This is a genomic window from Chryseobacterium sp. Tr-659 (assembly GCF_011752975.1).
Classification (GTDB): domain Bacteria; phylum Bacteroidota; class Bacteroidia; order Flavobacteriales; family Weeksellaceae; genus Chryseobacterium.
Map to the genome: position 1 here is coordinate 38,597 of NZ_VWWP01000015.1, position 18,031 is coordinate 56,627.

At 35.5% G+C, this 18,031-nt stretch carries 15 protein-coding genes; 3 read left to right on the forward strand and 12 right to left on the reverse strand.

Translation table 11 applies throughout. The features are described 5' to 3' along the window. Window positions 1–12: 12 nt before the first annotated feature. Window positions 13–3,357 carry a T9SS type B sorting domain-containing protein gene (locus tag F3J23_RS21160; protein ID WP_228455399.1) on the reverse strand — a complete coding sequence of 1,115 codons (3,345 nt, stop codon included), beginning with the start codon at window positions 3,355–3,357 and terminating at the stop codon, window positions 13–15. Window positions 3,358–3,550: 193 nt separating this feature from the next. After that, window positions 3,551–4,378 carry a translation elongation factor Ts gene (gene tsf / locus F3J23_RS21165; RefSeq protein ID WP_167033480.1) on the reverse strand — a complete coding sequence of 276 codons (828 nt, stop codon included), beginning with the start codon at window positions 4,376–4,378 and terminating at the stop codon, window positions 3,551–3,553. A 143-nt stretch (window positions 4,379–4,521) separates the two neighbouring features. Between tsf and F3J23_RS21170 the strand changes: the two genes are divergently transcribed. Continuing rightward, the gene (locus F3J23_RS21170) at window positions 4,522–5,250 is read left to right on the forward strand and encodes a DUF6759 domain-containing protein (RefSeq protein ID WP_167033482.1); all 729 of its coding nucleotides are present in this window, start codon (window positions 4,522–4,524) and stop codon (window positions 5,248–5,250) included. Window positions 5,251–5,308: 58 nt separating this feature from the next. Here the strand turns inward: F3J23_RS21170 and F3J23_RS21175 are convergent, their stop codons facing one another. Continuing rightward, the gene (locus F3J23_RS21175; protein ID WP_167033484.1) at window positions 5,309–6,265 is read right to left on the reverse strand and encodes an acetyl-CoA carboxylase carboxyltransferase subunit alpha; all 957 of its coding nucleotides are present in this window, start codon (window positions 6,263–6,265) and stop codon (window positions 5,309–5,311) included. 49 nt (window positions 6,266–6,314) lie between these two features. After that, a complete protein-coding gene (gltX, locus tag F3J23_RS21180; protein WP_167033486.1) occupies window positions 6,315–8,042 on the reverse strand; it encodes a glutamate--tRNA ligase in 1,728 nt (575 codons plus the stop codon). Between the two features lie 261 nt (window positions 8,043–8,303). Between gltX and F3J23_RS21185 the strand changes: the two genes are divergently transcribed. Continuing rightward, window positions 8,304–9,116 carry a class I SAM-dependent methyltransferase gene (locus F3J23_RS21185; RefSeq protein ID WP_167033488.1) on the forward strand — a complete coding sequence of 271 codons (813 nt, stop codon included), beginning with the start codon at window positions 8,304–8,306 and terminating at the stop codon, window positions 9,114–9,116. A 2-nt stretch (window positions 9,117–9,118) separates the two neighbouring features. Here F3J23_RS21185 and F3J23_RS21190 read toward each other — a convergent pair whose 3' ends face one another. Together F3J23_RS21190 and gmd are read right to left on the reverse strand one after the other, a co-directional pair. Beyond that, window positions 9,119–10,015 carry a GDP-mannose 4,6-dehydratase gene (locus F3J23_RS21190; protein WP_167033490.1) on the reverse strand — a complete coding sequence of 299 codons (897 nt, stop codon included), beginning with the start codon at window positions 10,013–10,015 and terminating at the stop codon, window positions 9,119–9,121. Continuing rightward, window positions 9,999–11,033, reverse strand: a complete 1,035-nt coding sequence (gmd, locus tag F3J23_RS21195) for a GDP-mannose 4,6-dehydratase (RefSeq protein ID WP_167033492.1) — start codon at window positions 11,031–11,033, stop codon at window positions 9,999–10,001. The genes F3J23_RS21190 and gmd overlap by 17 nt, the downstream gene beginning before the upstream one ends. Window positions 11,034–11,154: 121 nt before the next feature. On the opposite strand from gmd, the gene F3J23_RS21200 reads away from it, so the two are divergent. Next, window positions 11,155–12,411 carry a glycosyltransferase family 4 protein gene (locus F3J23_RS21200; RefSeq protein ID WP_167033494.1) on the forward strand — a complete coding sequence of 419 codons (1,257 nt, stop codon included), beginning with the start codon at window positions 11,155–11,157 and terminating at the stop codon, window positions 12,409–12,411. 5 nt (window positions 12,412–12,416) lie between these two features. Here F3J23_RS21200 and F3J23_RS21205 read toward each other — a convergent pair whose 3' ends face one another. The 6 genes from F3J23_RS21205 to rocD are packed head-to-tail and all read right to left on the reverse strand — an operon-like array spanning window position 12,417 to window position 17,932. Continuing rightward, complete coding sequence (locus F3J23_RS21205) at window positions 12,417–13,355, reverse strand: glycosyltransferase family 2 protein (protein ID WP_167033496.1); 939 nt, start codon at window positions 13,353–13,355, stop codon at window positions 12,417–12,419. Further along, window positions 13,352–14,332 carry a hypothetical protein gene (locus tag F3J23_RS21210; protein ID WP_167033499.1) on the reverse strand — a complete coding sequence of 327 codons (981 nt, stop codon included), beginning with the start codon at window positions 14,330–14,332 and terminating at the stop codon, window positions 13,352–13,354. Before F3J23_RS21210 ends, F3J23_RS21205 begins: the two co-directional genes overlap by 4 nt. A gap of 4 nt (window positions 14,333–14,336) precedes the next feature. Continuing rightward, window positions 14,337–15,083 carry a glycosyltransferase family 2 protein gene (locus tag F3J23_RS21215; protein ID WP_167033541.1) on the reverse strand — a complete coding sequence of 249 codons (747 nt, stop codon included), beginning with the start codon at window positions 15,081–15,083 and terminating at the stop codon, window positions 14,337–14,339. A gap of 54 nt (window positions 15,084–15,137) precedes the next feature. Further along, entirely contained in the window at window positions 15,138–15,899 is a 762-nt protein-coding gene (locus F3J23_RS21220) for a polysaccharide deacetylase family protein (RefSeq protein ID WP_167033501.1), read from the reverse strand. A 1-nt stretch (window position 15,900) separates the two neighbouring features. Then, window positions 15,901–16,683: a glycosyltransferase family 2 protein gene (locus F3J23_RS21225; protein WP_167033503.1), complete on the reverse strand. Its 783-nt coding sequence runs from the start codon at window positions 16,681–16,683 to the stop codon at window positions 15,901–15,903. Between the two features lies 1 nt (window position 16,684). Beyond that, the gene (gene rocD, locus F3J23_RS21230; protein ID WP_167033505.1) at window positions 16,685–17,932 is read right to left on the reverse strand and encodes an ornithine--oxo-acid transaminase; all 1,248 of its coding nucleotides are present in this window, start codon (window positions 17,930–17,932) and stop codon (window positions 16,685–16,687) included. Window positions 17,933–18,031: the final 99 nt, after the last annotated feature.

Here is an 18,031-nt window from a genome sequence, read left to right on the forward strand (position 1 = left end):
AAATGTTAAAAATTATTCCCGATTTTTAATTAAAAGCCATCCTGAATACGAAACTGGTAATTGAGTGTCGGGCTCTGTCCATCTGATTATATACCAGTAAGTTCCCGTAGGAAGATTTCTTCCGTTTACCTTTCCGTCCCATGTATAGTCTTTACCAGAAGACTTATAAACCGAAGCTCCGTATCGGTCGGCAACTTCTATAACTACGTTATGTTTTATTCTTAATTCTGAATAGTTGAGAACATCATTGATGCCATCTCCATTCGGAGTAATTGTATTGATAAGGTTAATAACCAGAAATTCTTTGGTTACATGGCGGCACCCATCTGAACCTAATACATATACGGTGTGAAGACCTCTTGATAATCCTGTGAAAACATTCGAAGTCTGATAATCAAAACCGTTTAATGAGTATTTATAAGGTGGTGTTCCTCCGGTTACAAAGACAGTGGCCGTAGATCCTGTTACCTCTATTTTGGTAATGACCGGAGACTGTGATGTGGTTACATTTACATACTGACGATAAACACATCCGTTGAATCCAAGATCTACATAATATGTCCCCGCTCCTGCAGAAATACTGGAACTGGTTGCTCCCGTGCTCCATAAGTAGGAAGTGAATCCCGGACCTGCATCCAGCATTACTTTTTCGTTGGAACAAATAACCTGATCATGAAGTCTTTCAGATTTTTTAGGCGCTTTCAGGCTAAGGGTTAATATAGCTGTATTTGGACATGCTGTACTGCTTTGGAATCTTACATAAAATACAGTGGTAGAAGTAAGAGTCTGTAAGGCAGATATAGAATTTATTCCAGCCTGTGCATTAGCTAATGAAGTGTAGAATGATAGAATTACCCCTGGATCTGCGGTGAACAGCCCTTTGTAGTCGTTAAGGTTAACAGCTTCAGAACCATTAAGATCATTGTCACAAATGTCAGATGTTCCGTTATTGGTGATTAGAGGAATCTTATTTCCTATCGTAAAATTGATCTGTCCCAAAGCAGGAGGACATTCTCCGGTATTGGCAGATACTCTTACATAAACAGTTGTATTGGCAGTAAAGGTCCAGTTAGCCGGAAGTGTATTATTATTTCCAGCATTGGCGTCAGCCTGGTTAAGATAATATCTGACTGTGAAATTTGCAGAGTTGGTAACAATCTGAGGAGTTACATTAGCAAAATTAACACTTACAATTCCGTCAAAATTATCATCACAAATATTCGCATTGAAGTTATTTGTGTTAAGATTCGGAGAAGGATTGATGTTCAGTGTAATAGCAGCTGTTTTAGAACATCCGTATTGAGAAGTCATATTGGCATACACCGTTCCTGCCGGCCCGGAATAGGTAGTAGGATTGGTAATTGCTCCTGTTAAATTCGCATTGGTGAAATAGGTGATTGTAGTACCAGGTTCTGTAGTAACCACAGCTGTTGTAAGGTTGAATGTTCCATTTCCGGTGGTGGCAGCACAAGAGCTTAAAGTAGCGTTGGTTGTCTGAAAAATATGAGTATTGATCACTACTTTGAAATATTCAAAAGCAGCCGGATTTCCGGTACCTTGGATATAATAAGTGAATGTATCCGTTGTATTAACTGTTATGCCGGCATTGGGAGTATAAGTAATTTGTCCTGTAACAGGATTTACACTCACTGTCCCATTGGTAGGCTGTACAATAATATTGGTACTGGCCGGATCAATAGTCTGGCTGGAATTGGTGAACACCGGAGTAATTACTTTTGTATTACATGATCCGATATCATAAGTAGTTGTAGTAATCGGTGGACAAGCCGTATAATCGAATTCTGCCGTCATTCTGGATTCGCAGTTCGTTTTCGTAATATAGCATGTATATACTCCGGTTCCGTATAGATCCGGGTTGATGGATGGAGATGTCGCTCCTGGAATAGCCGTTCCGTTCAAATACCATTGGTAAGCATCATAGCCACTTTCTACGGAAAGTTGAACACCATTATAACAATCTCCTGTTTTAGTGATTACCGGGATAGAAGAAAAACCGGCAAAATACCCTCCGTATCCTACTGCACCGTTTCCGGCGGCAATTCCTGCGGTAACCGGTTTTGTAGAATTTACTGTAATATTTCCCGTAACACTTGGGATAGAGTACGTCACCCAGTTTGGGTTTCCTGTCACAGGTGCAGGACCGTTATTGGTAATTGGATTTCCGTTTACGGTTACTACAGCTCCCGCCTGAGTAATGATATTGAGTCTGGTATTGAATGTATCAGTTCCTATTTTATTGATTGCTCCGATCTCATTGATTTCTTTAGGCAGAAAACAGCTTAAAGGTGGTATGAAATTCATTCCTCCCGTAGCATAAATATTACCAGTAGAAGTTCCGGCAAGAAGCTGATATACATAAACGTTGTTGTTCGCGGAGATGCTCATATTATAGTTCCCGTTTACCTGAGTCATATAATTAATTCCCTGTACTACATAATATTTTCCGGCGTTCAGTGTAAGATTATTCACAGGAGTTCCGTTCACGGTCAGCTTGGTATTGTCTACGGTGGCTATCACTAGCGCTGCTTCCATTCCTGAGGTAGTGGGCCCGTTTCCTTTAACCATAACAAAATCTTTCCCTAACCTTTCTATAGGAACAGCCTGATCCATCAGAACATCTACGTTAGTGTTGTTAAAAGTGGTATAAATACTGTTGAAGTTTCCGTTGGTTACGGATATAGGTTTGTTGGCAACTATTTTAGCGCCCACTAATCCAGTTAAGTTGTTGGAGTTTAAGTTACTCTGCGCTTCAATGATATAGGATTTACCTTTGTTAATGGTGAAAGTTCTTGAAGGGGTTGAAATACCATCCGAGAAAACCACCCCGGGATTATATCCTGATAAGGTTACAGTGGTATTGTCTTCCGTAGCGGTAACGCCAATGGTAGAATTTACATAAGGCTTTGCTGTGGTGTTGGGAGCCATTCCTACAAAGAAAGTTTTACCGAGGCCGGCGGCTCCTTTTGAGGTGACGAACTCCGCCTGGTCCGAAACTGTAAACCTGTAGCTGGCAAAGAATTTTTTGCCTCCTTTTACATACAATCCCATTGAAGTGGGAGTAAACAGGTTGGAAAGGGTAGAGGCAATCATCATATTATTAGGGATGAGTACCTGGGTAGGATTTCCTTTACTGATCTGTACCGTAGAAATTACATTGTTATTATTGTAAATCTGTACAGAGAAAGGTACAATTTCGTTGGTAGAAAGGTATACATAACCTTTAGGGGTTCCCTGAAGATTGCTGGCAGACATAGGAGCAAACCAGTGTTCAGTATCCAATTGTGCATTTACTGATAAACAAAGAAAAATGCAAACAGCGAGTAGAAATTTTTTCATGCGTTACTATAAGGGGCCGCAAATTTAAGCATTAATAATCAATTTTTTATATAAAAAAAACTTTGAAATTGAGATTATAGCGTAATTATTTAATATTTAAAATTGGCTTCATATTGTGTTAATAATCGCATTTGTTTTCCAATAAAAAATCCCGGTGAACTTCACCGGGATTAAATATTTTTTGAAAGATTGATTAAGCTAAGCTTACTCTTACAAATCCTGTTACTTTAAGATCTGCGTTTACAGATTTTACGTAATCAGCAACTGAGATACTTCCGTCTTTAATGAAATCCTGGTGTACCAAAGTGTTGTCTTTGTAGAATCTCTGCATTTTTCCTTTAAGGATATTGTCGATAATGTTTGCAGGCTTACCTTCTTCAGTAAGTTTGTGTCTTTCGATCTCTAATTCTCTGTCAATAGTTTCCTGAGAAACAGCATTTTCATCCAAAGCGATTGGATTCATTGCAGCAACCTGCATAGAAACAGCTTTAGCAGCCTCATCAGCTCCGTCTACTTTAGCAGAAAGAGAAGTGATTGCAGCAATTTTGTTTCCAGCGTGGATGTAAGCTCCTAAGAAATCTCCCTGGATTCTTTCGAAAGATCCGATCTCGATTTTCTCACCGATAACTCCTGTTTGCTCAACTAATTTCTCAGCAACAGTGATTCCGTGGAAGTCTGTAGCTAAAAGCTCTTCTTTAGTAGCAGCGAAGATTGCCATTTCAGCTAATTCATAAGCTAGCTCAATGAACGCTTCGTTTTTAGCAACAAAGTCAGTTTCGCAGTTTAAAGAGATAACAGCACCTAAAGTGTTGTCTTCGTTTACTCTTGCGATTACCGCACCTTCAGTAGACTCTCTGTCAGCTCTGTTAGCAGCAACTTTCTGTCCTTTTTTTCTAAGGATATCTACCGCTTTTTCGAAGTCTCCTTCAGCTTCAACTAGAGCTTTCTTGCAGTCCATCATACCTGCACCTGTTTGGTTTCTTAATTTAGCTACGTCTGCAGCAACTGGTGTATAAGACATAATATCTATTATTTTTTATTTAAGATTAGTATTAATTTTTAGCTTAATTTTAGAGCAGTGCAAAGATAATGATTTTAATGATAAACTAAAAAATGACTTTTCACGTTATTAATATATTTAATACTATTTTAAAGATTTGATTAATGAAAAAAATCTTCTTCCTTCTATTTATATGCATTTTTTCACTTGGTTTTTCCCAAAAAAAGAAAAAAACAAAATCGAAAGCTGTTGTTGAAAAAGAAACGGTGATCATTTATACAGAGCAAGAAGCTGAGATCTCAAAAGAAGCGAGAGTAATAGCCGGTTTTCTGAAACAAAATCCCGGGCATGCGCGAACAGATTATTTTAAAAGAAGGCTAATTGATATTATTATGGCTGATAATTCTCCGGAAGCGAAGCCTACAATCAAACCGATTAATAAAGAAAAGATTGAAAATATTGTAAAAAATAATGAGCTGAACAGCGGTAAAACATTTGCTTCCAATAAAACATCATCATCTGCGGCAGCAAAACCTGATAGAAGTATAAATTACGCATCTGTAGGATCTGCAAAGAAAAGCGCCGGAACAAGTAGTAAATCTGAACCTAGTGATGAAGCTAAAAAAACAGCTGCAATGCTTACGCACATATTCAATAATGATACGAATAAGAATGAAGCATATATTAATATTAAAAACCGTTCCGCATGTAATCTTATCGTAAAAATCAGTGGGAAAAAATATTATAATCTGACCGTGCCGGCGAAAGGAGAAAATTTTATTCTGGTAGATAAAGGAGAATATGTAATGACCACTATGGTATGTGATGCCAAATATTCTGCAGTGAAGAAAATTGACCAGGACATTGAAATTGCACTCAATGTTGCGGAATAAAAACAGGAAGAAAACTAAAGTAAAAAAGGTTAAGAAATTTTTCTTAACCTTTTTATTTTTATCCTTTAAACTGACCCATCGCAATGAATTTATCCTGTCTCTGGGTTTCAAGCTCCTGTCCTGTGAATTTGGAGAAAGCTTTGATATTTTGTAAAATTGAATTTTTCAAGTTCAAATAGGTGGTTTCCGGATCATATTGAGCGCCTCCTAGCGGTTCTTCAATAATTCCATCAATGAATTTCTCTCTTAAAGCATCCTTTGGAGTAAGGTTTAATGCATTGGCTGCATCTTCCTTGTGATCCCAGTTTCTCCATAAGATTGAAGAGCAGCTTTCCGGTGCAATTACAGTATACCATGTATTTTCCAACATGTAAACTTTATTTCCTACGCCTATTCCCAGTGCTCCACCACTTGCTCCTTCTCCGATGATGTAAGTGAAGATTGGAGTTTTAAGCTGTACCATTTCAAAAATATTTCTTGCAATAGCTTCACCTTGTCCTCTTTCTTCAGCTTCCAATCCCGGATAGGCTCCCGGTGTGTCTACTAAAGTTACCACAGGGATATTGAACTTTTCAGCAAGCTTCATCAGTCTTAAAGCTTTTCTGTATCCTTCCGGATTAGGCATCCCGAATCTTCTGTGCTGTCTTTCTTTAGTCGTTCTTCCTTTTTGAGTCCCTATGATCATCACTTTCTGACCATCCAGGGTAATCAATCCTCCAATCATTGCCGGGTCATCAGCGAAATTTCTGTCTCCATGAAGTTCTAAGAAACTGCCTTTGTCTGCCATTCCGTTGATATAGTCCAAAGTATAAGGACGATCCGGATGACGGGACAGTTGTACTCTTTGCCAAGGTGTAAGATTTTCATAGATTTCTTTTTTCTTTTCTAAAATCTTATCCTCAATCTGGCTGCATGCTAATTTTACATCAACACCACTTTCTTCTCCTACTAAAGAACACGTCTGGTATTGATCCATCAATTCTTTGATAGGAAGTTCGAAACTTAAATATTCCATTTCTTGAAGTAAATTAAATCTTTCAAATGTATGAAAAATTATGTTAATTCTATTTAAAATTATTTATAGCATTGCTTATCCTGGCGATACTTTCCTCTTTTCCAATGATTTCCAGAATGTCCGGAACATCAGGCCCTTTCAGTTCTCCTACTAAAGCTAAACGGAGCGGCATCATTACTTTACCCATTCCCAGCCCCTTGTTTTCCGCAAAATCATGCATCATCTGCTTTAATGTTTCAGCAGCAAAGTCTGTAGATTCAAGAGTTGCAGCCAATTCACCTAAAATTGCAGATGTTTCCTCGTTCCAAGCTTTTTTAGACGCTTTTTCATCATAAGATATCGGAGCTTCAAAGAAGAACTTCCCGTTTTCATAGATGTCTTTCGGGAAAGTAGCTCTTTCCTTCATCAGAGGGATTACTTTTAACAGTTTTTCATCTGAAGCACCAGAAAGATCAAGTCCCGTATTTTTAAGCATCTGAAGAAGCTCTTCATCAGACTTCATCTGAATATACTGATGGTTGAACCATTCTGATTTTTCCTTACTAAATCTTGCACCTGCTTTATGTACTTTATGAAGATCAAACTCTTTTGCCATTTCATCCAAAGAAAGAACTTCTTTGTCATCTGCAGGAGACCATCCCAATAAGGCTACCATATTGATGAAAGCATCAGAAAGATAGCCGTTTTCTCTGTATCCTTTAGAGATTGTGCCCGTTGAAGGATCTTTGAAATCAAGCGGGAATACGGGGAATCCAAATTTGTCACCGTCTCTTTTGCTCAGTTTTCCTGAAAGTCCTTTCTTTAAAAATTGCTTTACAGCAGCAGTTAACGGATTGTCCTTGTCATTTTCTCCCAGCATTGACTTGAATCTCGGGCTTTTTACTTCAGAGAAGAATGATTTTATAATAGGTTCTGATTCTTCGAAAGAAAACTGACTGTTTTTAGCCACAAATTCATCCGTAAAAGATTTTGTGATCCCGTCAATATTATCTTTATTGATTAATGCCGAAACATCTGGCTTTAAAATCAAAGAAAGATGAGCAAATTGAGGAGCTTCCCAACCCATTGCTTCATATAATAAAGTATGTAATCCAAGAGAAGGCAGCCATTCTTCACCACGGATCACGTGAGAAATTTCCATTTCGTGGTCATCAATGATATTGGCGAAGTGATAGGTTGGCATCCCATCATTTTTTACCAGCACCTTATCGTCTAATGTATTGGTATTAACAGAAGATTTTCCGCGGATGATGTCTTCAAGATTCAATACTCTGTCTACCGGCATTTTGAATCTTACCACATAAGGCGTTTTTTCATCAAGCAATTTCTGAACTTCTTCTTCAGAAAGGGCAAGGCTGTTTCTTAAACGGTTTCTGGTTTTATTATCATAAGAGAATACTTCTCCATTAGCCTCGAATTCTGCACGGATGGCATCTAATTCTTCCGGAGTATCAAAGGCCATATACGCATAATCTGTATTTAAGATCTGCTCAGTATATCTGTCATAAATATCTCTTCTTTCAGACTGTCTGTAAGGAGCAAACTTTCCTCCTTTCTTAGGGCTTTCATCCGGGATGATTCCGCACCATTCCAGTGCTTCTTCAATATACTCTTCAGCTCCTTCTACATATCTTGCGGTATCTGTATCTTCAATTCTTAATACAAATTCTCCTCCTTGATTTTTAGCAAAAAGATAATCATATAATGCGGTTCTTACGCCTCCCAAATGTAAAGGTCCTGTAGGACTTGGAGCAAAACGTACTCTTACTTTCTCCATTTCAATTAAAATTTTTGCAAATTTACTTAAAATTATGCGTTTACAGGATGATTTATACAAGAGTGTTAGCATTTTTTTGATGTTAATTTTTCTTATAGACAGATGTTAATATGATACTTTTCAATTTTAGAAAAAAATACCCTACATAAAGGGATTCCTTTAAAATGTAGTATTGTATTTTATGATGAAATTTTTAATGTATATCTGTTGTATTAGGTGACAATATTAAAAAAAGTCTATTTTTGGAAAAATTAAATTTTAATGAATTGTAAAATCTGTCAGCAGGATTCTCACAAAATATTTGAGAAAACAGTTTTGTGTAAATATCAGGTAAGCTATCATCAATGTATACATTGCGGTTTTGTGCAGACTGATGAACCTTTCTGGCTTGCAGAGGCTTACAATAATGCAATTACTTCTTTGGATATAGGAATGCTGATCAGAAACACATTTTTAGTGGAGAATGTGACTAAAATAATTGACTCATGTTTCAATGAAGGGAAAATATTTCTTGATTATGCCGGTGGTTATGGGCTTTTTGCAAGATCTATGAGAGATATCGGATACGATTTTTACAGACAGGATGTGTATTGTCCGAACATTTTTGCCAATTATTTCAATATAGAAGATGCAGGTACGGAAAAGTTTGATGTTGTGACCGCTTTTGAAGTATTTGAACATCTGCCTGTACCTCTTGAGGGGATTGAGGGAATTTTAAAATATTCGGATCAGCTTATCTTTTCTACAGAAGTAGTTCCGGAGAAAACAGAAGATATTGAAAACTGGGTATACATTTCCCAGGAAACGGGTCAGCATATTGCCTTTTACACTGAAAAATCTTTGAAGATTATTGCAGAAAAATTCAATAAGAATTATTACAGAAAAGGCAATCTGCATATTTATACAACCAAAACTTTCACTGAAGATCAGATTGAGTATGCCTTAAAAGATATGAATGTGAAAAAATCTTTCCTCGGTTTGAAAAGGAAAAAATATTATAAAAAGTTCAGAATATGGAGAGAGTCTTATCAGATGAGAGATTATTTAAAAATTAAGAAGATTCTTAATTCATAGCTCTACAAGAAAAGACTTAGTGTCTCCTGAAGATCGAACTTTTTGTTTCCCAGGTCAATCATTGTATACAGTTTGGTAGGATCTCCCGATAACTTGAATATTTCGTTTTTTCTAACGAAGTTCGGGTTAACCAGAACTTCTAAAGTATGATGGGTGATCTTTGACGACAGATCCAGAACTTCTTCCAATGAATAAGTATTTCCGGAGCAAATATTCACGATTTCCGACCTGTAATCACTTGTGGCCAGCTTATAATAACATTCGGTAACAAAATCAATGGAATTATACTCTCTGAAAACATTAATGTTTCCAAGTTCTATTGTTTTGCTCTTTTCTTTAAAAGCTTTCGTGATTTTTGGGATTACAAAATTAATGTCCTGTCCCGGAGCAGTATAATTGAAAGGCCTTGTTATAATGATTGGCAAAGCCTCAAAATAATTTTTCGCCATCTGCTCCATTGCAAGTTTGCTGATCCCATAATGATTATTAGGATTAGGGCACATGCTTTCTGAAAGTTCATAATGACTCTGGTTGCCATATACGGTAGCGCTGCTGGCCAATATTACTTTTTCAATATTTGCTGCACAGTGAGTTTTTACGGCTTCCAAAAGGTTTTGTGTTCCAATTACATTCACCGTATAAAAATCCTCTGTTACAGGATGTCCTACAAACGATATAGCAGCCAAATGTATTACTATATCTGGCTGTATTTCATTGATAATTTGAGATAATTTCTCCTTTTCTAATAGATTACAGGAAAAAATATTCTTTTCAGAAGTGTTTTTGTTGTTCACAATTCCGAAAACATCATGTCCCTGAGAAGAAAAGTGGTCTGAAAGATATTTTCCTGTAAAACCGTTAATTCCTGTAATTAAAACTTTTTTAGAAAGAGAATCCATTTTCATTCCTTTTTAGATCAGCATTTACCATAATAGAACATAATTCATCTAAAGTGGTCTGAGGTATCCAGTTCAGCAATTCATTCGCTTTTTTGGCGTCACCAATTAACAGTTCCACTTCTGCAGGTCTGAAATAATTTGGATTAATGGCTACAAGTAATTCATTAGTATCTTTGTTGTATCCTTTTTCATCAACACCGGTACCTTTCCAGATAATATCGATACCAATCTGCTTAAAGGAAAGTTCAACAAAAGTTCTTACCGTAAAAGTTTTGTTTGTTGCCAACACAAATGTTTCCGGCTCTTTATACTGAAGCATTTTGTACATTCCTTCCACATATTCTTTAGCATACCCCCAGTCTCTCTGAGCATCTAAATTTCCTAACTCTAAAATGCTTTGTTTTTTTAATGCAATCTTTGCAACGGCATCAGTAATCTTTCTCGTTACAAATTCTCTTCCTCTAAGTGGTGATTCGTGGTTGAATAAAATACCGCTTACTCCGAATATATCATAGCTTTCTCTATAGTTGATAGTTGCCCAGTGCGCGAACAGTTTAGAAAAACCATACGGGCTTCTTGGGTAGAAAGGAGTTTCTTCAGTTTGAGGAACCTGTTGTACTTTTCCGAACATTTCTGAAGTACTGGCCTGATAAAACTTTATCTTAGGATTGATAATTCTGATAGCTTCCAATAAGTGTAAAGCTCCAATCCCTGTAGTTTGAGCCGTAGATAAAGGCTGATCGAAAGATACCCCTACAAAACTCTGTGCCGCCAGATTATAAATTTCATCCGGCTGTACCTTGTCAATCAATCTTATATTACTTGTCTGATCATTCAGATCATATTCTAATAAATGCAAATTGGGATTATCCTGGATACCAAGCTCTTCTATTCTCCAAAAGTTCATTGAGCTCGATCTTCTGTAAGTTCCAAAAACTTCATACCCTTTTTCTAACAATAATTGGGATAAATATGCTCCATCCTGACCCGTAATCCCCGTAATAATTGCTTTTTTCATATAAACTAATTGACAATTTTTGCAAATGTACGTTTTTTCAATAAACACAGAATCAAAATATACAAAAACGATTATCTTTGCAGCAAAATACTTATTTTAAGACGGAATTATATATTTCACTATGGAAAAAAAATTAGGAGTAAATGTATTTGGTTTTATCGGAGGTGAGTTTGGCTTAGGTGAGGCGGTAAGATTAATTATTAAAGCATTAAATAAAGCCGAAATTCCGGTTTCATTAATTAACTATGATATTAAGACTAATCACAGGCATAATGATGATACCTTTAAAAACTTAAATAATGAAGCTGTTCATGATGTGAATCTGGTTTTGCTGGGCCCATCGGAAGGTAAAAAGATATTAATACATTATCCGGAAGATTTTTTTAAAAATAAGTATAACATTTTTTACCTTAACTGGGAATCTGAATATATTCCACAGGAATATATTGATAATCTTAGTTTCTATGATGAAATATGGGTTCCTGCTCAATATTGTAAGGATATCCTTGCCCAGTATCTGAATATTCCTGTTCATGTAATTCCTTACCCGATAGAAATTGAAGTAGATGATGAAGCAGATCAGGAGGCCGATACTTTTTATCAGAAGGATGCTTTCAATTTCTTTTTCATGTTTGATTATAACAGTACACTGGAAAGAAAGAATACGCTGAATCTGATCAGTGCATTTAAGAAGGCTTTTGAAAAAAATGACCAAAGCGTTTTTCTAACCATTAAAACATCAAAATCTGCAAGGTTCACAAAAGAAAGAGAGCAGCTTGAATCCAGTATTAAAGGTTATCAGAATATAAAAATTGTAGAACAGATTTATGATAAGCAGACGCTGCATAAGATCATCAGAGGCTGTGATGCTTATGTTTCCCTGCATAGGTCTGAAGGTTTCGGTCTTACTATGGCAGAAGCTATGTTTTTCGGAAAACCTGTGATTGCAACAAATTATTCCGGAAACCTGCAGTTTATGAATGCAGATAATAGTTTCCTTGTTGATTTTAAAAAGACTAAAATAGATTCTTCAATTATCAACTATGACAGCAATACCATATGGTCTGAGCCTAACGTAGATCATGCTTCAGAACTGATGAAGATGGTAAAAGAAAATTCAGAAACTGTAAAAGATCTCGCTCTTAAAGGGCAGCAGACGATACTTCATGATTTCTCTGTGAAACGAATCGGGGAGCTGGTAAATGATACCATACAGCATATTAGTTTTGAACCTAATCTTTTAAAGAATGAACTGATCAGCCTGTTTATAGAAAGTGAAAAAATGAAGCGCGATCTCTATGTGATGAGAAAAAGTAAACTGATTATGCTGATCTTTAATATTAAAATGTATTTCAGAAACAGGAAAAAGCAGAAATAATCCTGCTAGATTTTTCCAAGAAGCTTATATAATATGAAAAGGCTGAAGTTATGAGAACGTAATTGTTGAGTAGCTTCAGTCTTTTTTATTTGGATTATCTGTAAATATTCCTGAATGGCTGTATGATGAGTAAATAGATATACTTCCTGTAATTTTTTCTCTCTACGCTTTAATCTTTTTAAAAATGACAGTTTTGCTTTGGTACTTTTAGCATCAGTATTTACTTGAAATTTCTCTAACAGTGCATTTTTTTCCTGTTCATTTTTTTCAACAAAAACGCCGCCTACCTGTTGATCTTCATGGTATCTGTAACTGAAGAGCTTATCATCTAAAAAACCAAATTTATTTTGATTGGCAGCGATTAAAGCAATCCATTCATCATGATGGAATCCTTTAACTTCAGGAAATGGAAGAATACTTTTAATAAAATCTTTTCTTATCGCCATGCTGGCTCCCGTAGCAATATTAGAAACAAAAGAGATGATTTCACCATAATTCACTTCATATTTTTTTTCCTTCAGAAAGGCAGGAACGTCCCAAACCGTATATTGATCAAGCTTTTGACTGCCCGTGTTAATGATGAATCCGTTTGAGCATACAACAGATATTTCTGCATGTTTTTCCAGATAATCAGAGTATTGCTGTATTTTATTGCGCTCCCAAATGTCATCCTGATCACTTAAGAATATCAGTTCTTTGGTACAGAGAGCAATTGCTTTCTCAAAATTCTTTACACTTCTCAGATTTCTCTCGTTGCGGGAAATTTTGATAACATCGGGAAATTTATTTTGATACTCTTCCAGAATAGAAAGGGTAGAATCTGTAGACCCATCATCACAAACAATAATTTCATCTGCTTTTTTAGTCTGATCCAGAATAGAATCAAGCTGCTCTCTAATGAATTTTTCTCCGTTATAAGTACAGAGGGCTACAGAAATTGTCATGATTTTAATTCAAAAATAATATTAACCCAATGGTCCAGTGTATATCTGTTATAAATCTCTTCCGGAATTTTTTCATAAGGCTTTTCAAAAAAAGACTGATCAAGATTACCAAGATCCTCGTTTAAAACCAGAATATTGTTAGGATTATAAAAATCATAGGTTTTAATGGTTGTATTATCTGTAATGATTTTCTTTTCGAGAGACATTGCTTCAAAAACCCTGAAGCTGAGTCCGTATTGTCCTTCCCGCATCAGATCCAGTAATACTTTAGAGTTCTTGTAATACTTGGGAAGATCATGATGAGGGATCTTTTTGATACTGAAAATCAAAAAAAGATTTTTAGGAACCTTGATGAAGATATTGGTCAGCTGATGTTTCCAAGATTTTTTTCCAATAATCATAATCTGGAATTTCAGCCCTTGTTCGATAAGCTTTTTTGCAATAAGTTTAATTAATGAAACTCTTCTATTGTCATATGAGGTAATATAGAAAAGGTCCATTTCAGGATGCTGTCTTTCTTTTGGTGTATAAGGAAGATAGATATAGTTTGTTATTTTTTCAAATCCGTGTTTTTTGACATCTATATGATCAAAGGAGAAAACCTTATCAAAAAGATAGAGTTTATCCTCCACAGGAACTCTTTCAAGATTATCATAAAGATAAGTAATAAGTCTTTTTGTATATCTCCTGATCTTATTAAGAGTAGAAAGGTCAAAGGTATCAGGATTTAACACCAGTATCTGGTCCTGATAACCTAATTTTTCGAGAGAATCCAGAACGTATTTCTGTCTCTTTTCAGTTTTAAGATTTTTATTTAAAAAGGTTTTGCTGAGCGCATTTACAGCTCTTTCATTGAAATTGGAATGCGTGACAGAGCTGATCTTTATATGATGAGCATCAATACCCCGTTTGCATAATGTTTCAACAATATACTTATCATAATCCCAAAAATCATAACTAATGATACAAATCTTCATTCAACTAATTTTGCTCTTTTTTTAATGATTCGTAGGTTTCAAACACACTTAAGGATTGAAGGTAAGAAAGCTGGTAGCCTTCCTTTCCGTCTAAAACACCAAGTCTCATTATATAGGCTTTGAAGAATTTAAAAGCTGTTTTAAGATATTGAACTAAAACACTGTACTTTTTCCCTTTTGCAGCCAGTTCTTTTCCTTTTAAAACTCCGTAATGAATCATTTTCTTTCTGTAAGACTCATAATCTGAAACGGAGTAATGAAGTAATTTATTTTTTAAAATCCCGATCTTTCCATTTACTTCCAGGGTCTCATGTACTTTTTTCCCTGCGATGTATCTGGCTCTCGATTTTCTGAAAAGTCTGAAGTTCTTGTCTGACTGAGTTCCCGAAAAGTGAATTGGTTTTTGCCCAAAAAAGAACTTTCTGTAAAAATAATAAGCATCTTTTTTTTGAGGGTTATTCAATTCATCTATGATTTCCTGTTTTAGTTCAGGAGTCATTCTTTCATCTCCATCCAAAAATAATACCCAGTCATTTGTTGCAGCATCTAAGGCGATATTTCTTTGCTTTGTAAAATCCTCAAATGTATTCTGAATCACTTTTACATGAGAGAACTTCTGTGCAATTTCTACGGTTTTATCCGTGCTGAATGAGTCTACAATGATTATTTCATTACAAAAATCAAAACATTCAAGGATGTCCCGTATATTTTTTTCTTCATTGTATGTTATGATCAAACCACTTATATTCATCACAACGCTTTGTTTGATAGAGAAGTACGCAAATACTTCCTTAAAATTGTTTTTTTAAAATAGTTTTAATCTGCCAAAGATAAGTTTTAATTTGAATTTTATTAACGAATCTTTGCCTTTTATATCAATTCTACACAGCTCATATGGATGCTGAGTAGGGTAATAATTCACTTTATTTCCAATTCTTACTGCAAATTCAATTCCTATTTTTTTTAAAATAGAAAAAAAAGCAGATTTTTCTATTTCTTTTTGAGGATATTTACCATACGGATATGCTAAAACCCTTGAATATTCTATGTTTTCCGCATCAAGAATCTCCATATTCTTTTTTAGATCTTTTTCTAAAAAATCAACAGAAACGTTTTTTAAATTTTCGTGGGAATGGCTATGAAGCGCAATCTCAAAATGATTTTTATCCAGATTTCTGATTTCATCAAAGGTCATCATTGGATAGTTTTTATATCCTTTTTCAATAAATCCTGTAGGGATGAAAATAGTGGCTTTCAGATTATATTTTTTTAGTAAAGGAGGTAGAAATTCAAAATTATTTTTGTATCCGTCATCAAAAGTGATTATTATATTCTTTTTTGATGTAAGATGAAGTTCCGAAAAAAAATAAGATGTATATTTTTGGCTTAGATAAGAGAACTGCTGTTCAAGGTTGTGTAAACTTACCGTAAGATCTTCATGACTTTCCTTCTCAACCTGATGGTACATAAGGATAACCAGCCTGTTGCCGGGAAAAACAAAAAGATAAAGGCGGAAATATACGACGATAAATACCATCAATACAATAAGAATAAGATATAAGACCATATTATTTTACCTTATTTTTTTCAATTTCTAACAGTCTTACCTTTTCACGCAGTTTAATATATTTTAAAAAGGTATAATAAGACATTGTCTTGGCAATATAAAATCCAGGAAATCCATCCAGAAAGCCAAGCTTGAAAACAAATACCTTGATAAATTCAAAAGTTGGGCTCACAATGATTTTAAACCTGTTGATTTTTTTTCCTCTTTCAAACATTTTTTCAGCCATCATATCAGAATATTTATTGATTTTTGAGACATGATGATGAATGCTTTTGTAGGTATAATGATCCAGCTTGCCATCTAAAAGACCGGATTTCTGATCGGTAATTAAAAATTCATGAACTTTGTCATCAGAATACTTCGCGTACTTTTTCCTGAATAATCTTTCACGGCATACATCTCCCCATCCTCCAAATTTAATCAGGTGACTCCCAAGATGATTGTTGAATTTGGCTTTGTACACATTAAATTCAGCGTTTTCAGAAGAGACTATTTTCCGGATGGCTCTTTTCAGATTTTCATCAGGAACTTCGTCAGCATCCAAAAAAAGGATCCATTCATGAGAGCATAAATTAAGGGCATGGTTTTTTTGTTCACCATACCCATTAAATTTTTTTTCAAAGAATTTTACGTGAGGATATTTTTGAGTACAAATCTCTTTTGTCTGATCTGTGGAAAAGCTGTCAAGAATAATAATTTCATCGGCAATATCTTCCAGCGAATCTAAAAGTCTTACGATATTTTCTTCTTCATTATAAGTAATGATTGCAAGAGAAAGAGTCATTTTATTTGAACCCGAGAATTGTCTTTTCGATAATTTTCACGCAATCCAGTAATTGCTCTTCTGTAATAACCAACGGAGGTGCTAATCTGATGATATTACCATGAGTAGGCTTAGCCAGCAATCCGTTTTCTTTTAACTGTAAGCAAAGATTCCATGCGGTAGAACTTTCAGGAGTGTCGTTAATCAGTATAGCATTTAGAAGTCCTTTTCCTCTTACTTTGGTAATAAGGCCGGTTTTTTCTATTAATTTCTCAATTTCAGCTCGGAATAATTTTCCAAGCTCTTCAGCTCTTTTAGATAATTTTTCTTCTTCCACTACGTCTAAAGCAGCTACGGCTACTGCGCAGGCAATCGGGTTTCCTCCGAATGTAGAACCGTGTTGCCCCGGTTTGATTACATTCATGATATGATCATTTGCTAAAACAGCTGATACAGGATACATTCCTCCGGAAAGGGCTTTTCCTAGAATCAAAATATCCGGCTGTACATTTTCATGGTGGCAAGCAATCAGTTTTCCTGTTCTGGCAATACCGGTCTGAACTTCATCTGCAATGAAAAGAACATTATGTTTTTTACACAGTTCGGAAGCATTCTTCAGGAAGTTTTCATCCGGAACATATACTCCGGCTTCTCCTTGGATTGGCTCTACAAGGAATGCCGCAATATTGTCGGCTTCATTGTTAAGCACTTCTTCCAATGCTGCAATATCATTGTATGGAATTTTGATGAATCCGGGGGTAAAAGGTCCGTAATTCTGGTTGGCATCAGGATCATTAGAAAAAGAAACAATGGTTGTTGTTCTTCCGTGGAAGTTATTTTCGCAAACAATAATCTTTGCTGCATTTTCGGAAATTCCTTTCACTTCGTAGCTCCACTTTCTGGCAAGTTTCACAGCCGTTTCCACAGCTTCAGCTCCGGAATTCATGGGTAAAACCTTATCAAACCCGAAAAGAGTCGTTATTTTTTGTTCATACTCTCCTAATTTAGCATTGTAAAAAGCTCGGGAAGTCAGCGCAAGTTTTTGTGCCTGTTCTACTAATGCTCCAACAATTTTAGGATGGGAGTGTCCCTGGTTTACAGCAGAATATGCTGAAAGAAAGTCATAATATTTCTTGCCCTCTACATCCCAAACGAAAACGCCTTCTCCACGCTCCAGAACTACCGGAAGAGGGTGATAATTGTGTGCTCCATGTTTGTCTTCAAGGTCAATAAAATACTGTGAGTTTTTTGTTTTTTCTGCTGTTGACATATGTTTCGGTTTTGTACAAATTTACGCAATATTAATGAGATGAATATATAAAAACATAATGCATTGAGACATTGATTAAAAGTGTATTTTTACCCTTCG